General features: G+C 58.3%; 10 protein-coding genes and 1 pseudogene. 9 read left to right on the forward strand and 2 right to left on the reverse strand.

Annotation, left to right across the window (positions count from 1 at the left end):
- Positions 1-57: 57 nt before the first annotated feature.
- Positions 58-264: an HU family DNA-binding protein gene (locus tag A1359_RS21735; protein WP_083960445.1), complete on the forward strand. Its 207-nt coding sequence runs from the start codon at positions 58-60 to the stop codon at positions 262-264.
- A gap of 11 nt (positions 265-275) precedes the next feature.
- Here A1359_RS21735 and A1359_RS01950 read toward each other — a convergent pair whose 3' ends face one another.
- On the reverse strand, positions 276-887 hold the full coding sequence (locus tag A1359_RS01950) for a recombinase family protein (RefSeq protein ID WP_456297532.1): 612 nt from the start codon (positions 885-887) through the stop codon (positions 276-278).
- 426 nt (positions 888-1,313) lie between these two features.
- Here A1359_RS01950 and A1359_RS23395 point away from each other — a divergent pair, with 426 nt between their 5' ends.
- From A1359_RS23395 to A1359_RS01990, 8 genes are all read left to right on the forward strand, one after another.
- Complete coding sequence (locus A1359_RS23395) at positions 1,314-1,448, forward strand: hypothetical protein (protein ID WP_269747865.1); 135 nt, start codon at positions 1,314-1,316, stop codon at positions 1,446-1,448.
- Positions 1,449-2,242: 794 nt separating this feature from the next.
- Positions 2,243-2,884, forward strand: coding sequence for a M23 family metallopeptidase (locus A1359_RS01965; protein WP_066977231.1), 642 nt, complete (start codon positions 2,243-2,245; stop codon positions 2,882-2,884).
- Positions 2,885-2,978: 94 nt separating this feature from the next.
- Positions 2,979-13,271 (forward strand): hypothetical protein, encoded by a 10,293-nt coding sequence (locus A1359_RS01970; protein ID WP_066977234.1) that lies wholly within the window; start codon positions 2,979-2,981, stop codon positions 13,269-13,271.
- Between the two features lie 28 nt (positions 13,272-13,299).
- Positions 13,300-20,445 (forward strand): hypothetical protein, encoded by a 7,146-nt coding sequence (locus A1359_RS01975; RefSeq protein WP_066977237.1) that lies wholly within the window; start codon positions 13,300-13,302, stop codon positions 20,443-20,445.
- 332 nt (positions 20,446-20,777) lie between these two features.
- Positions 20,778-20,966, forward strand: a complete 189-nt coding sequence (locus A1359_RS01980; RefSeq protein ID WP_066977239.1) for a hypothetical protein — start codon at positions 20,778-20,780, stop codon at positions 20,964-20,966.
- Positions 20,932-21,021: an ISAzo13-like element transposase-related protein gene (locus A1359_RS23585; RefSeq protein WP_198159237.1), complete on the forward strand. Its 90-nt coding sequence runs from the start codon at positions 20,932-20,934 to the stop codon at positions 21,019-21,021. The genes A1359_RS01980 and A1359_RS23585 overlap by 35 nt, the downstream gene beginning before the upstream one ends.
- An 87-nt stretch (positions 21,022-21,108) precedes the next feature.
- The gene (locus A1359_RS01985; RefSeq protein WP_066977242.1) at positions 21,109-23,274 is read left to right on the forward strand and encodes a tetratricopeptide repeat protein; all 2,166 of its coding nucleotides are present in this window, start codon (positions 21,109-21,111) and stop codon (positions 23,272-23,274) included.
- Between the two features lie 341 nt (positions 23,275-23,615).
- On the forward strand, positions 23,616-23,879 hold the full coding sequence (locus A1359_RS01990) for a hypothetical protein (RefSeq protein ID WP_066977245.1): 264 nt from the start codon (positions 23,616-23,618) through the stop codon (positions 23,877-23,879).
- Between the two features lie 66 nt (positions 23,880-23,945).
- On the opposite strand, the pseudogene A1359_RS01995 reads toward A1359_RS01990, so the two are convergent.
- Positions 23,946-24,173 (reverse strand): annotated as a pseudogene (locus tag A1359_RS01995) (ATP-binding protein); the annotation flags it as partial.
- Positions 24,174-24,440: the final 267 nt, after the last annotated feature.

Genomic DNA, 24,440 nt, shown 5'->3' on the forward strand with positions numbered 1-24,440 from the left:
TCTTGAAACTGCGCTACTACTCGACAATTAACTCACTGTCGAACATTCGCATTTCAGATGACAAAGTCGGAACTGATCGCCGCTGTCGCCAATGGCGAAAGAATTGAAATTCGCGGATTTTGTGGTTTTTCAACCATTCCCCGAAAATCACGTATCGGCAGGAATCCAAAGACAGGGGCATCTGTCGGTCTACCTAGTCGGTACGCCGTTTACTTTAAATCGGGACTCGATTTGCGTAACCGGGCAAAAATAGCCGAGTTCTGACATGAAGCCCTCTACTTTGGTCCCGTCCAACCCACTCTGGCAAGGCTATCAATCAAGGTGCTGCGCGGAATACCAAACGTCCGGCAGACTGACGCCTTACTGGTACCGCTTTCGAGGGCCGCAAGCACGGATTCCATTTTTTCGCTATCAAGAGCGCGCGGCCTACCGCTCTGCCGTCCTCGGCGTTGAGCCGCGCTAATACCCGCCTTGACCCGCTCTTGGATCAAGGCCCGCTCGTATTGGGCGAGCGCGCCAAAGAGGTGAAACAGTAATTCACCGTGCGGTGTGGTGGTATCCATTTGCTCGGTCAGCGAGCGGAATGCGACACCTTTCTCCTTTAAGCCGGTGACAATATTCAGCAGGTGCGATAAGGAGCGGCCCAGACGATCCAGTTTCCAGACCACCAGACAATCACCCGCTCGGACAAACTCAAGCGCTTTGGTGAGACCAGGTCGATCATCCCGCGCACCGCTTGCTCTGTCCTCAAACAAATGCCGCTCATCCACACCAGCCGCAAGCAGTGCGTCTCGTTGGAAATCAGTGGTTTGACGATCCGATTCGGACGAGACGCGCATATAGCCAACCAGCATGTACGGAAAACTCCATAGGAAATATTTCCGCATAGTGTAAAAGGTCAGATTAAATCCGACAATAGTTTCCGTACATTATTTGAGGTGGTGAGAGGGGCTGATCAGATATTTTTTGACGGTTTATCAGCTTATCGGAAGACCATACGAAAAACACATGTTTTCCGTTACCACAAAGATTGGCTTTGACAGCCTCCCCCCGGTTTTGCATGCCCCCCATGAAGGTAACGAAATGGCTGAAGCCTTCAATGTAGAAGGTCACTACCCCCTGCGTCACAATAGATCTCGCCTCAAATTTTCAGCTCCCTTTAAATTTGAGATAACAAATGAATCCCTTCAAAAAACAATATTCTGATGAATTCAAAGAGCAAGCCCTGGCAAAAGTTTACAATCGTGGAGACCGAATGATTCAAGCCATTGCCGACGCAATCTAACCTCAGCATACATACCTTAAAAAACTGGATGAAACGCAGTACACCCCCCGATACGCGCAATCCCAACTTGGCTAAGCACCCCCAAGATTGGCGCCCTGAAGAACGCTTGCAGGCACTTCATGACAGCCATGGTTTGACCGAAGATGCCCTGAACGGCTGGTGACGGCTAGACTGGGCGTTTTGGGGTGGCGGAGAAGCCCGTAATACCGAGGAAACCGGGTAATGCCGGTGGAGGGAAGGGGCCTTAGTTCAAGACCGGTACTGGAAGTGGCGAAGTAGAGGAGATTGGGGAAACTCCGTTAAGTTACGAGAGCTGCGAAAGGTGTCACAGGCTGAAGTGAAGGAAGAACCTGGATAGTAAATCGAGAAGCAACCATCTCCCAAGTGGTGATGTTTGCGGTTATACCTAAATCTTGGCAAGCGGGATTCTGGTGTAAGTTTTACGAGTTCTTGCCATGGCTTGCCCAGCTGAGGATAACTTTCCGTGGACGAAGGTATGCTGTCTTGTCCGAGAACCCAGTGCCTGAGATAGGCTCGCTGGGTTCGATGAAGGGGATGTGGAAACGGGGTCAAGGTTCGTGCTATTGGGTGCACAGCCAAACGAAAGAGGCGGAAACAGACAGACAAGCAAAACCTAACGCTACCGCGCCACATATCCACTCTACCTTTCTACGATTGCTATTCAATGACGGCATTCCAAAATAGTGCCGCCATTCAGTTTGATGTTATCTAAGCAATTGCGCCAGAACTTTTTAGTGATTCCCCAATTGGTACATTTGTACTGGTACAAAAAATCGATTGATAAGTGTGGATTTTTTTCAGAATTAAATTAGAATTATGTTTGGCATTGTGTTTTCGCTATCACCCTGCTGAACTTGGCTCGAAACGGCTTATTTTCCTGGATATCAGCGGGCAAGCCTATTGAATAGCAATTGCTTACTTAACAGTGAGGATAAAATGCCGACAATCGACGATGAAGTTCTACCCGTGACGCCTTCAGATGAGGCCACGCCTTTCATCTTCAAGCCTGAAAATCGCGCCAACTCACTGTTCAAAACCTTCCTGTATCCAACGCAAGGCGGTATTGCTCAGCCCAACTTGGCTGGTGAACTGCGAGGGCTATACGGAACGCCCGGCGCGCTCGCTTGGCATCCAGAATGGTCGGAATACCTTGCCTCTCGGCCACCTGCCAAGACGCACTGGGGAGTAGACATCTACGCGCCTGTCGGCACGGAAATTGTCGCCGTGTGTAACGGTGAACTTAGCTATGCACAGCAGGCCAATGGCCTAGGACTTTATGCAAAGCTGAGGTTCACCGTCGCCGGCAAGATTTACGAATTTCATTACGGGCACCTCCAGGCCAAGAACGGCGAAACGCGCAGCGTGCTAAAGGGCGATGTGGTCGGCTATGTCGGCTGCAGTGGCAATGCAGGCGTAGACGGCATTTGTGCAACGATACCACCGGGACTCGGCTTCAGTTCGGCACACGTTCATTTCGCATTGTTACCGCCGCAGACTGCGGGAGCACCCAAACGCTCGAACCCTTTGACTGTCTTGGGCTGGACGCTGGCCCAGCCCATCAAGCCGGCCATGCTCTGATGCTCAAATTGTTTGAATTAGATAACCACAGCCGACATTGCCTAGCAGCGATCGTATAAATTGAGCCTATAGATAACGCGATGGAGGTGAGAGCGTGACTATCGTTTTGTTGCAATCGAAGGACACGAAGAACCTCAAGCTAGAACTCGCGACAGATGGCGCGGGGCGCGCCACAGCAATCGATTTGAGCTACGGAGCCCCAGTCAACGCCAAGGCCACCTTCAAGCTAGCTGCGCCGCTCGACGTGCCAGCCGAACTTCTGCTGGATGAAGGCGGCGTGCAACGTCTGAAGAACCTCCCGAAAATACGAGAGGAGCTGGCCAGCGGCACGCAGCAATTGGAAGACCGCTGGCATGACCTGGTCACGCGCGTATCTACCGCTGCACTCGTTCTCGAAGCCGACGGCAAGTTCGCTGGAGCATTGGCTCTACCCTCCGGATCGACCGTCACGGGGTTGGCGAGTTTCAATCTGGGCGCGAGTCTGTCCAACACAGGCGGCTATGCGGAGTTTCGGGGGTTTGTCGCCTTCACAGCGCGGTGCAAGGCCGACGTGAACGGGGCGCAGTTGGAGATAGTGATGGTATGGCGCATCGATGTCGCTGCCGCCACGGAGATCCCTACGCTTTCTCTCCACATCCCGTCCCTCGGCGTCGCTTTGCCGTCGGTCGAGTTCCCACGCTTCGACTGGACGGGTTGGAACCCAGGCAGCATCACCCCTGACATTCGCTTGCCGGCCCTGCCGGGACTCCCTATCAAAGGTACGTCTGGAGTCGCGAAACTGGAAGTGTCGTTCGACCGAACGACCAGCAGTGTCAAGGCAAGACTGGAAGTCTCCAAAGTGGAGGTGAGCGCATTCGGCTCGGATGCCATCGACTTAGGCAACCTCGAGTTCAAACTCGAAAACGGTAAGGTGACCGTGGCGCCGTTCCAGGCGCTCCTGCCAAAGTTGCAGGGAAAAAGGGACTTCACTTTCTTGCCCTTGGGCAATCTCACCGTGTTCCTGCACAAGGATTCCTGGCTCGAACTTGCACTTGACGTCGATAACGGCCGTGCCGAGTGGGTGGGATGCGTCGAAGCGGTGGTTTCGATCTTCCCCGCCCTGCAGCCCACGAAACAGATCAAGGCGTGCCTCAGGTTGCCATTTCGAAACGGCCAATTCGAGCAGAAGGTTGAGGCCGGTGCAAAGGGGTGGGAGCGCAAGATCGACTTGCTCGAGCCAACGCTCAACGATGTTGCGGGCGTCCTAATTGAGCACCTCCCCTCGCTGAACGGTATCGCATTCAGTTTCCGCATGCCGGGTGCCACTCTGCCCAGCACGGATGGCCTCGTGGAGGTACTTGCTGCGATTCTAGGCGCGATCGGTCGCGGCGCGACCGGTCTGGCCCGGATCGTTCAATCGGTTCTCGAGAAGTTGTTCAAGCTCCTTCGGTCCGCGGCGCAATCGCTCGGGCATTTGGAAGTCCTTTTTGTGCTGGACGCGACCAATGGCCGACTGCTTCAGCTCGTCGTGCAACTGAGACACGCGGGTTCGACAGGCAAATTCGAGGAAGAGGTAGGCGGGTTCGAACTCAAGGCGCCCAAGGACGCCGATCTCGCGCTGCTGATCGACCTTCGCGATGGGGCACAGGGCGCCTACGCCGTGGTTACTCCACAAAGTGCCAAGGCAAACGATAATTTGTTGTACTTCGGGACGGATCTCTGGTTCGCTACCGACCAGTTAGAGCGCCCGACAGGCGATGCGACAGTCGATGGCAAGTCGCCAGCTAAGCTAATCAGCGTCAACTTCAATGCAAATAACACCGATCGGCTGAGCCTAGTACCCTTCGGTGTTCGAAACGGTCAGGCAACTTTCCTGCAGGCGCTCACCAAGCCGTTGCCGATTTTGGACCGTCCGGACCTTGCCTTCGATGGCTACGAGTTGGTGCAGTTGGAAGAGCAAGTCAAGGTAACGGCGAAGTTTCCAAGTACGGCGGATCTCAAGAAGCGCCTTTTGCCATTTCTCGCTGCTCCCAGTGAGTCATCGTCCGGGGGGGCAGGTGACTGGCTGAAGCAGTACATCGAGATCAACAACGAAGTCGCCGGCGGTCGCGAACTGAGACTTGACAAGGGCACGTTTAACACACCCCTGGACGTATTCCTGCACGTCATGGGAGCCAAAATCGAATCCACCCTTCAGCTCTCGCTCGACGCCCGGAAAATGACGGCCTCGCTCAAGGGCGGTCTTATCTATATTGACGCCAAGTCGGAGTTCGAGCTCTTCGGGATGAAGGTTACTTTCACGAAGAATGGCGCTTCCGTCGACAAGAAGCAGTTCGTCCTCGACCTAGGCAGCTCGGACCCGCGCTTGTACCTAGCCGAGAAGGTCACTGCCTCGCTCCAATTCACGGCGCTGGACAATGAGGACAAGGACACGCAGGGCCGCTACCTGAGGTTCGAGATCAGCCATTTCGTGGTGCATGGTGGCGGGCTCGATCTGGACGCGAAGCTTGCCGAGCGGTTCACGCTGAAGCTGCCGGGGCTGGAGACCGACTTCACATTCGACGAAGCGGCCATCAAGGTGAGCAACGGGCGAGCGGAGTCTTTCCGCCTCAAGGCCAATGGCAAGCTGCCACCGCAGCTCTTGGGCAACGTTGACGTAAAGCTGGAGCTCGATTTCGGCGACACCGGCGGGGGCAACATCGATCTCCTCGACGGCCGGCTCGACTTGGTGTCCAAAGGCAACGCCATCCGCAGCGACCAGACCCACTTCGAGTTCAGGCTCGAGTCCTTGGGGCTTCGTGTTTTCAAGGCCGAAGGCAAACTGCACTTCTGCGCATTCCTCACGGGTTCCGCGCTCTTCAAGCCCACGGTGTCGGAGCTCGCGGAGGGCATGCTCAAGAAGCTAGCCAACGTGGAACTGCGGTTCACCGATTGCCCCATCTGCGGCCCCTCGGACATCATCAAGCGCGAGCTAGAGAAGCTGAACCTGTCATTCGTCGTCGCGCTGGACGAACCGGTGCGCGCCGCACTCTTCGAGATGTTCTTATTCGAGGTGCGCAGCATCGGGTTCGAACCCCGCTCCAACCTGTTCGACGACCGGCCGTTCGCGCTGGTGATCGGCGGGCAGGTCCGTTTCGCCGAGCGCGGCGACGTGGTACGTGCCGAGTGCGACTTCCACAAGCTGTACATCGCGCCGGGAAAGGATTCGATCATCCCGCGCATCCGCTGCGAAGGCCTGGGGCTCGCTTTGCGCCTGGGCAGCGCGTTGGAAATTGAGGGCAAGGTCGTAGCGGTCGATGGACGCATGCCACCCAACGTGCTCCTGAGCCGTAAGTCCGACCTGAGCCTGGAAGCCAATGGCTTCATGGGGCAGGGGCGAGTCGCGATCCAGGGCTTGCCTCCGTTTGCGGCGTCGTTCGGTTTCGTGGAGATACGCAAGCCCGGGTGGCCATCGCCGCGCCTGGCATGGTTTGTCTATCTGGAAGCGCAGCGCATCAGCTATTACTTCCAGCTCGGTCCGGTGCCGTTCTACCTGCGCGAAGCGGGGCTGGGGCTTGGTTACTACTTCACTTACGTCGGTATCAAGAAGATCGACGAAGCAGACAACCTGATCGACGTCATCAAGGAGCTCGACAAGATTGCGCTGACCGCACTGGAGCCCTCGAAGCTGGACACCTGGGACATCTCCGACCAGGGCGACCTCACGCTCGTGGCGCGCGCGATGTTCTCCATGAGCAGTGCCAGCACGCCGGCGGAAACGCTCACGTGGCACAAGGACGAGGAAGAGCCGCTTCCCAACCTGCTGCTGCTTAACGCCGTGCTGGCCATGCGCAAGAGCACCTTCATGATGACGGCCAACGGCTGGCTAGGCTACAGCTACTACGACTGGGACAAAGGCCGGCTTATCGGCGCCAACGACCTGACCGGCAAGCAGGCTCTCACCGGCTACATCGTGCTTGCCGGCGCGCGCAGTGAATTCCTCGCGCGCCTTGTGAGCAATCCGGGCGTTGAGATCGGACGACGACTGGCTTTGCCGCAGCAGTTCAAAGACGGGATTAGGGACTTCCAGTACGACGCGACGCTTTACATGCGGCCGGGCCTTCTGCACTTCGAGTTGGGCTGGCCGAACCGCATACGCTGGTCGAAGAACATCGCGGGCGTGAACGTCACGGTCGCAGGCGGCGCTATCTTCCGTGTGCACGACGGCGCTGTGCTCGCGGGACTAAACCTCGAAGGGCAGTTGAGTTTCGACATGTCCGGCAGCCTCGACGCGGGCGTAGTCGGCATCTCGATTTCCGCTTCAGTATATGCGACGCTCATTGCGCGCATCATCGGCTATCTTGATTCGCGCAACGCGTCCAATTCTCTCTATTACTCGCTGTTCTCGCTGCAAGTGTCCGTGGAATTCCGGGTGTCCGCCTGGCTGGAGATCGACGCGTGGCTGTGTAAGATCACCATTCGCGCGTCGTTCTCGTTCAGCCTGCAGATCGACGTGGTGGCGGAACTCGCACTGCAGGGCGACGGTCAGGGCGACGGTCAGGTCGGCGCACGGATTCGCGCGACGATCGCCGTGTCGGTGTTTGGCCGCTCGCTCGGGCTGTCGGTCGGGCTTGCGATGAGTCCAGGCCTGGTGGACAACGCGGCCGCGCGCGTTGGCCGCTTCATGAACTTGGGTCTGATCCAGGACACACCGTCGTCTGTCGCGCCCATCAGCAAGCAGGACCAGGAAAACATGAACGCCGCCACCGTCGGCGCGCAGCGGCGCGAAGCGCGCGTGCAGGCTGCAGCGGCCAATCTCCCGGAAAGCAAGCTGGCTCCGGTGCCGCACGAAGAAAAGGTGCCATCCGGGTTTGAACGCGCACTCAAGAACAGCGATGGCCAGCTAATTGGCGCGACCGATTTCCATGCTGTGCTCTCTACGCCGAAGGCCAAGCCGAAGGATGTGCCGATCCAGAATTTCGATCCGCGGAACTGGGTCTACATGACCTTCCTGCCGCAGGAGAGTTTCGATGAGGGGCATTCGTCCTTCTATGCATGTCCCCCCAATGCCCACCCCGGCAAGGAGGACCACAAAATCGAGTTCTCGGACATCCCTCAGAAACTGCAGGGCAAGCAGTGCTTCTACTTCAAGCATGGCAGCTGGGAAAGCGTAACGCTGGACAAAGAAAATCTCATCTCAACCTTCGTTCAATGGGACGCCTCGCTGGGCTACACCCAGTCCAACAAGGACAGCAGCGATCACACGCCCAGGGAACAGCAGGGCCTAGCGAGCCTAACGCAGTTGTTCTTTGCGGCCTTCCGCACGAAGGCAGACAATCCGGACTTGGTCAGTACGGACAAGCCCTACCAGGAGCCTTGGCCGAAGCCGAAGGCCTTCCCGAAAGAAGTGCCTACCACGCAGCAGGAACAGTTCAATAGGCAGGAGGGCGGCTACCTCGGCGCCATCACCCAGGACCCGGCGGACCGGCGCTGTCACGAAGCGCGCGATTTCCTTTTGCACAAGTTCGCTTCGGATCTTTTCGATCTCGCGCAGGATGGTGTGGTACCAGAGAAGGAAGCGCATGTCGCGCACCTGGGCCTCACGATGCTGGTGCCCAAGGAAGTCGCGGATGCGCTGGATGACGCTGGAATGAAGGTCAGGGTCTTGAAGCGGATCGACCACCCGGGCAATGAAGCTGAATACGCGCCGTCGAACCTGTGCCAGGTCTTCAATCCCCCGAAGCTGCGGTATGAATACAAGCACCCCGGCTTCGAAGACACGGGCATCAGTGTAGAAGGCAAGACCGTCAAGCTGCACTGGAAGTTGCGCTGGCCCGGTGAGGATGCGGCGGATGGATTGCCGAAAGCAGAAACCTACCTCAAGCACTACAGCATCGTGCGGTCGGTCATGGTGGGCATTACGGAATACGCGAGCGCGCCGGTCACCGTCACGTGCGCCGTGCAGGAGGAATACAGTTGGGACGACGACCGGAAGACATTCGTTCGCTTCCACCACGTGAGCAACACCCGGTTCACGGACAATTTTGAAAATGTGGCGCCGACGTTGATGGACGAGATGTTCAGTCCCGGTTCCGGCGCTGTCGTGCGCTACGCCGTGACCCCGGTGTGCGTGAGCGATACGTTCCCCCCCTCGTGCAGCGACTTCGTTGCGACGGTCGGCGGCGACTACCAGTTCCCGCGCCTGTCAGAAACGATCGCGACGCTGAAGGTCGATCCGCACGAGTCCGGCAACGGAACCGGCAAGGCGAAGGAGTTCGACCTCGACATCCACCTCGAAGCAGATGCAGCCACCGCTGCCAAAGAGCAGGTGCCGTCGGGCATGTCGCTCTGGTGGCGCGTTGTCGCGCGGGGCGAGTCGATCCTGCCTGCCGGGCAGTACGGCTCAGATGCCGAGAGCCGGCGGTCGCTCGCGACCACCATCGGGTCCGGCCTCGATGCGCGGCCGGGCGACCATTACTTCGATGTCGAGCTTTCGGCGGGTCCGCTGCCCGGGCCTGTCTGGAAATTCCATCGTTCCGCTGCCTCGCCCGGTGCGGGGGACCTGGCCGGGCTCCAATCCTTGATCCAGGGGCTGGACGACCCCCAGTCCTGGACACTTCTCGCACAGGTGGTGCTGAAGAAGCAGAAGGACGGCAAGTACTCCGACGTGAGCTCGAGCCGCCTCGTCGCCATGAAGCACGTCGTGAAAGTCAAAGGTCGCGTCAAGGTGAAGGAGGAAGACGGAACCGAATCGCCGGACAAGTGGGAGGACCGCTATGTCGTGACGCAGGTCCCTGCGCTCGAGTTTGTCCGGCTGCCGTTTGACTCGGACGTGAATGCCGGTGTGATGGCTCCTGTGGCGAGCGAAGACGTCATGGTCCTGCCGGGCCGGGCCGCGTTGCCGGAGCCGAGCCTGCCCGCGGACGCGCCGCTGGGAGCCACGCTCAATCTCCATCCGGAATTCGGCGCGGTCTCCAGGCTGTTCTGGAACCTCAGGCCGTTCGGCGCAAAGCCGCAGGAGGCGAGGCGGTTCCGGCTGCGCAGCGGCTTCGATGTGTATTCGCTCAGCCTGGACACCGGGCTCGATCCCGACGACTCGCGCTCGTGGGCCGCGGCGAAGCGGCTGAGCGAAGTGCGCCTGCTGGGCGACGAGCGGGTGAGGCTCGTGCCCGGCGAAATCGGCGAGCCGAGCAACTGGAAGATGCGCTACCCGAGCCATGCCTTGCGTCGCGAGCCCCGGGGCGCATGGTGGCCCTCGGCTGCGGATGCGTCGATCGACTGGCCTAAATTCCCGATTCGCATGCACCCGTTGCCAGAGCCCTCCTCGGAATTGATCAAGGCGCTGCTCGTGCATGGCACACCGGACCTCATCGCGCTGGAGATGGTTCATCCGAAGTTCAAGGGCGAGGACTCGAAGTGGGAGTACAAGGTTGACGAGTCGACGGGCTGGACGCTTGACATCATCACACCCAAAGGCACTGAAGGCTCTAAAGAATTTGTCCGCCTCCGTTGCGAAGCCCGGGATCCGGCGAACCTGCGCACTGCACTGCGCTCGCTCACCGTCGTGCCGAACACCGAGGCCGAATACGCCGACAGCTCGGACTGGGACCGCGATCGGCGCGCCGGCTGGACCCTGGAGCTCCAACCGCTGTGGGAGAAGCCGGACCCGAAAGGAGGGGCGACCCCCCTCGAGGCCGCCAACCAGGACCCCGAGCGCGTGGCGATGGACTTCGAGCGCGACCTTCATCCGGCCATCGAATGCATGCTCACCCACATGCGTCGGCGCCAAAAAGGCGATACGGACCCGGATGTTCTGTTCGACGTCGACCGCCGGCCTGCGCCCATTGTGAAGGCCACGCAGCTTGATGAGTTCATGGGTGTGACGGGCGATGCGGCGGACCCCTATGGCTGGGCCGCGCTGGACCGGCTCGGGCTTGGTGTGACCGTGCGCCTGTACGACAGCTTCAACAACTGCTTTCTCGAGCCAAGAAAGCTTTTGGCCCAGGTCAAAGAGGCACTGATTCAAACCAAAGCGGCGCTGATTCAAGGGCAAAAGTCGTACCCGTCGAACTTGAAGGAGGACTACGGGAAGTACCTCTTCGTCGAATGCTTGCTGCAACCCGGCGCGATGACACAGCGCATTGCGTTCGAACGACTGCCCGAGGACAACGGTGCGTTCGAGAAAACCGAACTGGACACGCAGCAGATGCTCGCGATGATCCGGATTTCCATGCGTCCCAGGATTAAAGCGGCCGATCGCCCATTCAAGGACGAGCCGGATGCATTCCCGGGGTGGCGAGCCTTCTGGATTGCGTTGCGCCGCGCGATGACCCTTCCGCTTACGGAGCCGATCGACGACACCCCTCACCACAAGGATGCAACGACGCTCGCGCGGGCAGACTTCGACGAGCGCAAGGGGCAGTGGCGGCAGTGGAACCGCCGCTACTTCGAATTCGCGGGCGATCCCGACAACGTCGAATCCCGGTTCGCTTTCGGCGCGGTGGAGCAGACGCAGCCCGTGTTCGCGGCGGCGAACGCGATCGGGCAGATCAGCGTGACCTTGCCGGAAGCCGACGGCTGGGCCCATCGCCGTGCCTTTGCGCTCGTTCCGCAATGGCGCTATGCCGACTTGCTGCGCGATTGCGGCGTGGAGATGGACAAGAAACTGTTCGCGAACCAAGACACGCAGGAGCCACCCGGCTTGTCTTCGCGCGCGCTGGAAGCCATCGCTCCTGCTCGACTCCCTGCGCCGGCCCCCGCTCCCCATTCGAGCCGCGTCATCTCCAGCATTGAACGCACGGCGCCTGTGCTGCCGCAGGTCGCCTATTCGCTCGGCCGCATCGGCGATACGCAGTGGTGGGTGGAAGATGGGCAACTCGTGACGGTCAAGCCGGCCGCCGATTGTGTGCGGCTGGGCATCATCCCGGGCAAGGACATCGTCTTCGCGTTGCCGCTGCACCCCGAGCAAGTCCTCGACGAAGACAATGCGCCGCTCGCACGCAGCCTCTCCCGCGCGGGCCTGGCGTGGCAACTGGGCCTGCACAGCGCGGACGCGGCCTGGTCGGGGGAATACCAGGGCGGCCACCATCTGGTCGAGCCGCCTGCCACGGACACCTTCGACGAGAAGGCGCTCGTCGAATTGCTGGTCGCGCATGAACGTCAGGGCCAGTCGGTTGCGCAGGCCAAAGTGCGCGTCGTGCGCAACTTGCCGCACTGGTATCGGCACACTGTGCATGCGTCGGCCAGCGCCGGCATCGCGGTGTCGCCCGCGACTGCCGCTTATCTGCCGCAGGCTTATGCGAGCCTGGTCATGATCACGGATGGCAAGCTGGGCGTCAAGCCTGGCCACCCGTGGGAGAACCTGCTGGCCGCGATGGCGCCGGCGAGATTGCAGGAAGGGCCGGCGAAATCGGTGCGCTATCGTGTGGACTTGCCCGTGCTGCGCAATCGCGACACGACGGACGAGGCGACCGCGACGCTGTGGAGCGACGCGATTTCGTTCCTGCCCGACCCGCAGGTGATCTACGACCTTGAGTTTTGTTCCAAGGCGACGCCCCTGCGCCCGCAGCGCAGCGTGCGCCCGCTCGCGCGAATCTTCCGCTCGTCTGCCGCAACACTCGGCCATCCGACGCTGCAAGTGATGCCGATCGCGAAAGACTGGGAGGTCACATGCGACCTGGGCGACGACATCGGCGGCACGCGGCAACTCGCGATCCAGGTCTCACCGTTCTCGGCGCCGGTGATGTTGAACGCGGCGTTGAAGGCCGCCCTCGGTGCGACGGAAGATGCGTTCCGCGTGCCGGGCGGCTGGAGCTTCGACTGGCTTGACGCACTCGTGCTCCGGTTCGCCGAACCGTCCACGCGCCTATCGCTTGCGGCCAGCCTGTGGAGCGCGCTCGCGCAAGCGGAAGTGGGACTGCCCGAGGCCGCGGAGCTTGGCTACTTTCCGACGTACGAAATGCGGCAGCTGAAGCTCAAGCGCCCGGAGAACGACGCGGACAGGGAGCAGCTCAAGCAGGTGATCGGCGACTGGCTGGCCGCGCTGGCAAGCGCCGAGGGCAACCTTGACGATTCGCTGGCCGCGGCACTGCGCCTGGAACTCGCGCCTATCCTCAAGCAGCAATGGCCGTTCGGCGACGAGTACTCGTTGACGGTGCCGTGGATTTCCGCCTTCGCTGTTCCCGCGGCGCCGGCGGGGTTTGATCTCGCGCCGGGCTCCAGCCCGCGGCACCTCGTGCCCGAACTCATGTCCGAGACGCAGTATGCGGAGGCAAAGCGGGCCGCCGGCGCCGGCGGGGCCGGAGCAGCGCGCATAGACGCGCTGTGGGCGGCGCAAAAGGAAAGGGCGTGGGACGCGGGTGAACTGGTGATCCGCGCCACGCGCGGCGACGCGATTCCGTTGGAGCTGGCGCCCGTGGCGCTGGTTTGAACATCGAGACAATCACAGGAAGCAGATCATGAGCGACATCGACGACGAAGCCAGTGGACTGGGGCGTATTCGGATTTTCGGCCCTCGCAATCCGGATCGCCCGAATGAGGCGCTATGGGAACTCAACGGCCGTACGCCGCGCGTGCCGGCCAATGGCCATGTGCCCGAAGACGGCACACCCGGCGCGCACGGCTTGCGCACGCTGATGCTGCGCACCGAGTCGCGTCGGATGGAGTTCAAGTTTTCCGTCGGTAGCCAGACCAACGTGCGATTCACCGATCCGCTGCTGCTGGACTTGTTCCTCAGGAGCACAGATAAGGACGGAAGCCGTTTCAACATCGAGATTTTTGGTATGTCAGCCAAGGCGATGCTGCTGCACGATGCACGAGCCCAAGTCAGTCCGTTGTGGGAGCATCCGGACACCCGGACACCGGACATAGGAAAGTATGCAAACGACCAGATCATCGTGCCGGACTATTTGCTGCAGGCGGGATCGCTTCAGCTCGATTCAACTACGCTGTTGCCGGGGACGCTTCCAGATCTGGACACCTCCGAACCTGTCGAACTCATGCCGGACGGCATTGTGTTCAACGCAACGGTGCCGCCGCCCGATGGGAGCGCGCCAATTTCCACCCGCTTGCGCATGCAGTACGTCGACCACGAGGTGCGTGTCGAGTTCGTCAATCCGCAGCCAGCCGAATCCCGCGCAGCCTGGCACAGGGTGTGGCGGAGCCTGAACGTGGTTGCCGCGGCCACGCGCGCTACCGCATGGTTGCGCCTTGCCTTCTCCTTAGAATCCGACCTGCCCGCACTAAGCTGGCTTGTAACCCGGCAAGGGCGGAAGATCGAGATCGACTGGAACAAGTTCGAACTGCCCGAAGGCGTGGCGCAGATCACGCTGGCGGACCAGCCGCTGGATAGTCAGGTGCTCCCGCCGCTGCAGGTGCTGCAGCTCACGCGCAAGGTCACGTTTACGCGAACGCCGAACACGCTTGAGGTAAGTGCGCCTGCGAAGGTCTCGCCACTGGAAGCTCGTGCGCGCTACGCATGGTATGACTCTGACGAGGTGCTGACCTTCGAGGCGATGCCGCTTGTCCACGATGCGAAGGCAGTGCGGCGGCGGCTCTTCAGCGCCTATGGCCGCGAAGACTCAGCCGAGCTGCTGGCGAAGGAACCGGCGGTCGGCTTCATGATGCTTGAGGACGGGTGGGCGGAAATTCCGTTCGATGCGTGTGTGGATCCCAAGACCGGGGAGTCGAGGTTGCCGCCGGTCATTCAGCCTGGAAATGCGCCCGACGCGAGAGGCTCCTTGTGGATCGGCACGCGGCGCCCGGAGTTTTATGGCGCCAGCACTTCGCCCAGCGCGCCATGGAGTCTCCAGCTGGACGAGCCGCAGGACTTCTCTGTTTCGTTGACCTTCAAACTGCCTGCTGTCGCTGCGGACGGCACGACGATCGACGCTTCGTTGTCACACGCCGACATCGTGCTGGCGAACTTCGCGATGGCGGTGCGGGGAATGACCTGGCTAGCCGCGACTGCGCCCGACGGCCATGACGCGCTGCCGGCTGCCTCGGACGACCCCGACGCGTTCTTCGACTTGCTGCTGCGGCGCTGCGACGCTACGTCCACGGCGGCCCCCTTCGTGCTCAATCCATTGCGCATCAAGGCCCAGAAACCACTTCATGGCGAGTGGGACCAAGGCGGCGAGCGCGATGCACTCCTGCCCGAGGCCGAGGTCAAGCTTGCCGTAAACCTGCGTGTCACTGCGCCGGACTGCGTGACCCAGCGCGCGTGGTTGCGTCATGAACGCCTGCCGAGCGTGCAAGTCATGGCTGCGACGCGTTCGGACCCCACTTCGAACCGGCCGCATGCGAGCCGCGCGCTCACGCCTTTCGACGCCTCCGCCGGCGTGCTTGAACTGGAAGCGCCGCTGAGCATGGCGGCGCGGCTGTCGGCCAGCACGCGGGCCACTTTCAAGGCAGCCGTCACCGACTGGAAGGGTAGTGATGGAACTCCCGCCGGAGCGGCGTTGGTCCCGCTCGTGGCCTTGACGTTGCCCGGTGTCGAATTGGAGCCCGCATCGCCCGGCGACTATCGCGCCAAGGGCAGCTACACGTTGCCGCTGTGGGACGATCCGCATGCCCGCGCGTCGCTGCCGCCGGAAGATGCGCCCGATCAGGCGCCGCCAGTGGTCACGGCCTTGGACCCGGGGGCGCTCGCGCGGCTGATGCGTGATAACATCAACCTGCGCGTGAACGCGTCGACGCAGCAGGGCGACATGTTTCCCGCCACGCCCATGCGCACGGTGATCACAGTGCAAGCCCAGTGTCTATACCCGCCGCTCCAGTGGAAGGCGAAAGTGAAGGTCGACGACACGCTGGTGGTCGATGAGACCGGCGCGGTGCGCTACGGAAACGCCTCGTTCGAGGACGGAGACTGGACATGGACCCCGAGCGGCGACGACCTGTTGCAGGGGCCAGTCGGTGTGCTCGCGTTCACGGGCCAGCAGTGCAGCGTGCGTGCGGCGGGCGGACCAGCCGATCCGAAGCTGGTCGGCTGGTCGGTCGAGGAGCGTGTGAGCGAACCGGATGGCGTGCGTTTCATTCGCGACGGGCGCGGCGTGAGCTGGATGGACCAGCTTGCCGTGTCGTCCGGCCTCATCTGGCGGCAGGTGAAGGGCGAAGATACGCCCGCGGGAGCGTTCTGGCTCCTGGGAACCAACCGGCCGATTGCCGTGGGTGGCCTGCAGGGCGTGGCGTGGGAGCTCTCTTTCACTGACGTGCCGATCAGGGGAACAATGGCCATGGCCGCTCCCGCCGAGCTTGCTGCAAAAGCCGCGCAAGCCTGGACGTGGTCCTTGTCCGAACCCAGCGATGACCTGGCGATCGTGCCGCTGTTGCTAGGGCCTTGCCTCCGCTTCGTACCGACGGCGTTGAAGAACCTGGCGTGGTCGGACCCCGGAACGGCGGTTTCTACGGTCGTGGTTGAAGGTGCGCTGGTGCTGGGCGCCGACAATCGCGCCGTCGCGGCCGACACGCGGCGCCGTGTCACGATTACGATGACCGGTACGCAGCAAGATACGCTGGCCATCACATCGATCGATACCGTGGACGGCAAGCCGATCACATGGGACCTGGATCTCGAATTGCAGGACGGCATCCTCAGCGGCGCACCGCAACTGCAGGCCATGCTGAAAGTCGAGCAGGGGCAGTTGTGGCTCAGGAGACCGAGGCTGTTCGCACGCCTTTTCACGGCAGACTTCGACATCGGCCTCGACGACGTGAAAGCGACCGACCCCGAGGCGAGTGGCGGTGTCGCCGGCGATGCGCCTCCCATGGGCGTGCAGGTGACACGTGCCGTCGTGAACCTGCAGCTTGCCACGCTGTCGATGGTGGAAATACAAGCCGTCCTGCGCAAGGGCGTGAACTGCGTGATCACCCACACGCGAGTAGCCCGCGCGCCAGGATCGACCACGGCCATTCTGAACTGGTTCGGCAACGGCATCGAGTGGGACGCGCAAATCGTCTCGGGGCGGCGCTCCTGCGTCTTCAGCCGCAAGAAAGACGCGGCCCCAGACGTCGACATCTTTCCGGGGCACGGGCCTGCCACGTTTAAGGACGGAATCGTGTGTCTGGGCTTCGCACCGGTGAATGAGACGAGCCTCGTGTTAGAGACGCACTTTCTCGAACTAGTGTTGGAAGTCGGCGGACTGCAGATCACACACATGCTGCACGCCGGCGCGTCATCGACGGTTCGCGACACGCTGCGCTTCGACGGCATCTGGAAGCAGAAAAGCCTGGTGAAGTGGCCCAAGCCCAATGCGGTCGATTTCGACTTCGCGGGCGATACGCAGGTGATCGATTTCGCCGATATGCAGGATGTCGAGCACGAAGCTTCGTTCCTGCTGGCGGACCATTGCATAGAAGGCGAGGACTTTGAGTGGGCGGCGACGGGCAAAGGCGTCCGCATGTCAGGTGCCGCCGCCAGCCAGGCGTCCACCTGGCTGGTCGACACGATTCACAGATTCACGATCGCAGGCGGCGTGTCTCGCGAAGTCCGCAGCCTGGGGCAGCTGCAGTTCTGGCGCCCGTCGGCACTGGCCTCGGGGCTGAAAGCGACCTGGGAAAAAAAGGATGGCGACGAGGGATTCGCTTTCGTGCCGGGTTATCTTGGTCTACCGGATGACAAGCATACGGACGCGTTCCTGAGGCCCGGCGTGCGGCGCGTTGATCAGGGGTTCGCCGGCCTGTTCGACCAGCGGATCGTGGATGCGCTGAGCGCTGGCGGCGTCGGTGACGACACGTGGATCATGTTGGGCGGCACGACGGCCTTGTGCCGCGATGAAGCCGAGACTTCCAGCGAAGCGGCCACAGCTCCCTATTTGCTGCTGCACCTTCCCTTCGTCGGGGCGCTGGGCGATGCTGGGGCGCTGGCGCCGCTGTTGAAGGTCGCGGGCGCAGACACGAAGCTTCGCATGTCGCGGCACGACATCGTCTGCCAGGTAGTCCTCGCCGACGCGGCGCGCGCGCAATCGCCGGGCGACCTGGTCACGCAACCGTTGCGCCGCGACTTGCCTTTCGCGCGTGACCTGCAGACCACGACCGCATTAGGCGGGTTCGTGCTCGCGCGCAACTGGTTCGCGGAGCGCGATCCCGAAATCCTGCCGGGCTGGCACATGGAGCAGCTGCAGCGGCCCGGAAGAACCCCGAAGAGCGGGTCGAGCCCGAAGCTGCTTCCGTTTGCCTATCCGCGTGCGGCGCTGATGCTGGCCATACTGCTCGATTCGTTGGGAAATGGCAAAGATCCCAACCGTGAGACGCTGAGTATGCTCACCGGGACCCGCAAGCGGATCGCATCCAACGACGCGCAGCCCATGACGGTCGAATCGCGCGCCATCCGATTGCAGCCCGGCACGGTCATGGCCCGCGCAGAGCCTGGGGCAGTGTCCGACGCCACGCGCAGCGACCTGATCGTGGGCGGTCCTCAAGGGGTAGTGGCTATTCCGCTCTCCGAAGCGGATGCAGCGGTGGACGACGACAGACACTTCATCGCGCTAGCGATCGCCGGTATGGCCCAGCCAGTTTTCGTCGTGCGTCGCGTCGTCGATGCCGGCAATAGCTACCGCAACTGCCCAATGCCTGCCGTGGACCGCGATCCTCTGGAGTTCCAGGTGCGTGCCCTGCGCAGCAATGTCAATTACGCCGTGGACGGACGCCTTACGTGGCCAGCGCCAACGGGCTTGGACAAGTCGAAGGCCGAAGTGCGTGCGCGGGTGCGCGCACCGCGGCAATACGCTGCTCCGCTTGCGATGGCAGGCGTCGCGGGCGGCATCAACACCGCCTTGTTGATGGGCCAGCCCTTTACGCTCGATATGGCACGCCGGAAACAAGGCAAGACTGAAACGGTCTGGATCCAGGAGTGGGAACATGTCTCCTATGCGTTCACGCCCGACCAGCGCGACGACGCTGCGCCCTGGATGCGGGATGCGGCGGCGTCCGCGCGCCCTCTGGTTCCTTCGGCGCACGAGCTCGCACAGGCGCTGGTTCGCATGGACCCTGCATTGCCTGCCGCACGGAGCATCCAGACGTGGCTTCCGGCGGCGGCAAGCGGGATCGACTTTGCCGCCCGCGCGGGCGCTTTCGTAACGATGGGGCTGCGTGGTATGCGCAGCGTGAACATCAAGCATCACCAGTTCGAGCCTGCCGATGCTGGGCCAGCCACGGTGCGCACGATTCGCAGGCCCAGGCCTGTCGCACTGCCTGAGAATGGCAAGGACGAGCAGGCCTGGCGCCGCCCGGTGGGTTGGTACGGCATGAAGGCCCAAACTTGCATGACGTTGGCGGGCGCATGGGACTCGATTGCCGCGCCGCTCCAGGAGACGGACGGCAAAGCGCTCGAAACCGAAATTCCGCGGTGGCTCCTTCTCTTGGGACTGCCGGAACCCTACGGACTGGTGACCGTGTCACGCGGAGCAACGCCGGTCTGGCGGGGCTCCGTGGTGGTGAACTGCGTTGTGCTCAATCAAGATTCGAAGCCGTTGCCAACGCCTGCTCATCTCGTGCTCTGGATGTTGAAGAAGGCCGCGACCGCCAAGCACTTGAGGTGCGGCTTGCGTGTCGGGCCCCGCATGATCGACTTCACGCAGATCGCGTTGTTGGAAGAGAACGGAATTAAGAGCGAAGACAAGCTGGTCTTTTCGCTGGGTGGCGGGGAGTGCATCACTGCTGGTGACTGCACATTCGTATGCGGTTTCATCCCGGAGGAGGGTTTGAATAGATGGATTGATCCAGTGCTTGTCGTGAAGCCCACGCAACCGCGCAAGACTCTGGAGCTCGTCGCATTGCGCCTGCTTGTCCTGCCTGTGCGCGGACCTGTGCAGGACCGCTACCCGCTACCCATCCTGAGGCGAACCGTCTTTTTCTGCGATCCGGTGTTTGACCGAAAGCTGTCGCGTGTGGACCCGGTCAGCGTGAACGAGGTATTCGACTCGAGCAAGCCGAAGGAGGTGTTCAACGCTTGGATCGACAGGCCTTCGGTTACTCCGAACGAGACGGCGGTCGTGCGCGTGAAGACAAACAGTCCAGACCTCTTCGTAAGTCCACCATCGACTGATAGGCCCGATTTCAAACTGACTGCAAAAGTTACTCGTTGTGAAGGCGGGGCCACGGAAGACCTGCTTTTCTACCTTGAGCCCGGCGAAGAACCAGTGGCCACTGTATTTCTCTGGCTCAACGTTTTCTATGCACTGCCAACGTCGTCCATGCGCAGTCGAATCAATGGAGCAGTGCATCCCGGTGATACGCTCGTGCTGAATGTGACCAGCACTGTCGGCAAGCAGGCGACCGCGTGTATAATAGTTCCGGTGAAGAACCGTTCGAGCTTGCCTTCGCCTCAAGCAATATACTCCCTCGTGACCGTCGACCCATCGCGCCAAGCCGCTTGGTGTGCTTTACATTCCCCTTTGCCTTCGCCAGAGAACATGTGGACCGAAGTGCTGAACCCTAATACAGATAAGCTGCTCCGCCGCGGTATCTTTAAATGGGTGTCGTTTGACCGTCCCACACCCGCGAAGCTTGGTTACTCCATCCTCAAGGCGGAAAAGGCGACAGAGAGCACGCACATTCCACAGGCTTTGGAATGGGAGATGACAATTCTGGGAATGTCTGAAGGGTGAAAGTGGGCCGCCCTGTAGTGGACGATCTGCCCCTCTCCCATAATCGTTTTTGAATACAGTTAAAGGGAAGTACACTATTCACCGGTTCCCGACCCTGCGCATGCACCTACCTTCCTTCCTTGTGTATGCAGGCTCTAAGCCTCGGATACTCCACGGTATGGGTGAATATGGCGGGGGCCAATCTACTTGACAGGCTCTGATCAATGATTAGTCCTCAGGGTACGACGGCCTCCCAATGAACGGTGAAAGCTTAATCGGTTTTTCTGGGCAATCGGTTGTTAAAATTCATCATACAAGGCTAGGCGTAAGGATTCGTTCGTAAATTGATAGTAATGACCTGTACCATCACAAAAAACGGGCATAAGTATATCGATAACGCTGACGTTAAGATCTATACAACTGAAACCATTGAAGTGCTAGATCATGACTTTCACACGTTGGCCGAAGGGGTGGCTGTGCCGCATGCCATTTACGATCTAGGGCGAAATGAAGCCCTATGTCAGCATTGGAACCAGTCGTGATACCAGTGAATTTGCTTGTGATTCTATTCGCTATTGGTGGCATAAAAGGCATTAAGTTTAATCTGCTGTTCAGAACCACTTTTGATCGGTAGCCAACAACCATGTTCTAAACCACGGCAAAATTCATTATAAGGGGGGCGGTTTGATAGACAATCAAGGAAAAAAAGTTGCGAATAGTCACTCAAAAAACCCTACCAATCAGTCAAGGTTCAAGAAATATTGGGATTGGTTATTGATCAAAAAAAACCAAAAAGCATTGTCCATCGTGGTGCTCGTATGTACCGGTTTATTGAAACTGGTTAAGCAACCCGAAGATTCAAAACCTTCAATGATTATTTTCGACAATGGACAGGGTTATACCGGTAACCAAACGGCCACAAACTCGTCGAGTGGGAAAATTAATCAGATTCAAGGCGATCAGAATAATATAACAAACAATTTCATAGGTATTTCCCTTGAACAGTACGAAACCGGTTTAAAACGCCTTGAATTGGAAGTTAGACTAGAAGTTGTTAAGACTGGGCGGGAGGACAAGGAACGAATCGCCGTATTAGAAAAACAACTATTTAGTCTGGCAGCAAAGCAGGCCAATCCGCAGGCGACTTTAGCTGACTACAAAGAGAAATTGACCAACGCCTATCAATTTTTAGCTGATCTTAGGCTTGAAGTACCACAAGAGCAAATTAAGCAAGCACAAAGCAGTTTAGGCCAAGGTGACTCAACCAAAGCAGAAGATGTTTTTAAACAAGTCTTGGCAAAAGGAAATAATTTTTCACCCGAAGCTGCCAACCAACTTGGAGAACTCGCATATACCCGAATTGATTACATGGCTGCGTACAAATATTACCGAAAAGCAGCAGAGCTTCAGCCCAACAACTCTTTATATTTAAATCAAGCAGGCGTTATTTCCCAAACACTAGGAAAATATACTGATGCGGAATCTTATTTTAAGCGCAGCCTAAAAATCAATAAAAAGTTATTAGGCTACTACCACAACAATGTCGCCTTTAGTCTAAATAATATAGCGGCAACTTATCAATCTCAAGGCAATTATGCCGACGCAGAGCCTTATTATCAGCAAAGTCTGCATGTCTGGGAGAAGGTTTTGGGAGCTAACCATCCTAATGTTGCTGTTGGCCTAAATAACCTAGCTGAGCTATATCGAACTCAAGGCAGATACGCCGAAGCAGAGCCTTACTTTAAGCGCAGCCTAACAATCCGGGAGAACGCTCTGGGTTCCGAGCATCCTGATGTTGCCAGTAGTCTCAACAATCTAGCGGTTCTTTACGAAACTCAAGGCAGATACGCCGAAGCAGAGCCTTACTTTAAGCGTAGCTTGACAATCCTAGAGAATACTCTGGGTTCCGAGCATCCTAGGTTTGCTAATAGTCTCAATAATTTGGCTGAGCTGTATCAAAGTCAAGGCAGATATGCCGAAGCAGAGCCTTACTTTAAGCGTAGCCTGACGATCCTGGAGAACGCTCTGGATCCCGAACATCCTGATGTTGCCCATAGTCTCAATAATCTGGCTGAGCTGTATCGTACTCAAGGCAGATATGCCGAAGCAGAGCCTTACTTTAAGCGTAGCCTAACAATCCTGGAGAACGCTCTGGATCCCGAGCATCCTGATGTTGCCAATAGTCTCAATAATCTAGCAGAACTTTACAAAAATCAAGGCAGATACGCCGAAGCAGAGCCTTACTTTAAGCGTAGCTTGACAATCCTAGAGAATACTCTGGGTTCCGAGCATCCTAGGTTTGCTAATAGTCTCAATAATCTGGCTGAGCTGTATCAAAGTCAAGGCAGATATGCCGAAGCAGAGCCTTACTTTAAGCGTAGCCTGACGATCCTGGAGAACGCTCTGGATCCAGAGCATCCTAATCTCGCGCTTATTATTAATAATTTAGCAGAACTTTACAGAACTCAAGGAAAGTACGCCGAAGCAGAGTATTACTTTAAGCGTAGCTTGAATATTTTTGAAAACCCCTTAAAGGAAGAAAATCCTAATATTGCCTTTGTCCTCAATAATTTAGCCTTGCTATATCAATCCCAAGGCAAGTCAGTCGAGGCAAAGCAATTATTCTTGCGTAGTCTTAAAATAAGAGAGAAATACTTTGGAATATATCATCCCTATGTCGCCAATAGCCTCATAAATTTGGCTATATTCTATCAATCTCAAGGAAATTACGCCGACGCCCAGTATTACTATCAGCGCAGTTTAACGATATATGAAGATAAACTTGGAGTAAATAATCCAAAAACAATTAAAGTAAAAAATGACTTAAATGTCCTTAAAGAAAAGTTTTGATAACTCCGATTTCCAGAAGATATAGGAGTATCTATCTCGATAGAGTGCTTCTGGCCGATATACCAAATTTTCCCTAAAATCCAACGATAGCGGAAAGATCGTTAGCAAAGACTATTGACGAGGCTCGAAAAAAACCAGTAGTCGCAAAAGCGTTGTTTACGGTTCAGCTGTTTGGTCGTCAAGATACAAAGTATGCGGTCAACCGCCCCACGTCGCCACAAGCTTCTGAAAATGACACCACCAATATTAATGGTATTGTCACTTTTCAAAGTCGGTGTCAGCAGCAATTAGCGGAAACCCGCATATTACCTTGATTGATAGAAACTAAATTGTCATAGTCGATGTCAATATCGTTCAAACCCGATGTCAGCACGTTGCAAATTGTCGAAGTCGACGTCAGCACGTCGCAAAAAGGGGGTTCTATGACTGACCTTTCGCTGATCGCAGAGCAGGAATGGAGTGAAGCGCGTCGTCGTGCTGTCGTTTTGCGTCCGTTGCTTGAATTCACGCATTGTCCTCGAAATAAAGCACATGAAGCTGCCGTTGAGCTGGGTGCGTATTCCAGTGAAATCTGCCACCCATTCCACGGGAAAGCTGCCACCTAAACCAGGTGAAAACTGCCACCCCCATGAGGGGTTGGTCGGAGCGATAGCGACGCGGGTTTTTGCTTTTTACTCGATCTCTTGATTAGTCGTCAAATTGGCCTGCTTTTTTCGTAACGATTCGCCTTTCAAATTGATCTTGTAAGCGTTATGCACCAGACGATCCATAATGGCGTCGGCCAGGGTGGAATCGCCAATGCTGTCATGCCATTGCTCGATCGGTAACTGGCTGGTGACAATGGTTGAACGTGAGCCATGACGGTCTTCCAGTATTTCCAAACAATCCCGACGTTGTTGGGGTAGTTACCACATAGCTGTAAAAACCGCCATCTTCGTTGGAATGAATTACCCGTATCAAAGAATGCGTAAATAAATTTCTCTAAAAAGATCTATCAATTATATGAATCTAATGTAAGCGCCTAACCGGGCCGCCTTCAAAAAATATCCGTAATCCTGCATCCTTTTGTTTTTTACAGAAGGATAGCGTTTTATGGCCTTATCAACAAAATGGCTGCGGCAAACCGCTTTGCTGCCACGCTTCAATATGGGGTTAAATAACCAAAA

It is taken from the genome of Methylomonas lenta (genome assembly GCF_001644015.1).
GTDB lineage: Bacteria > Pseudomonadota > Gammaproteobacteria > Methylococcales > Methylomonadaceae > Methylomonas > Methylomonas lenta.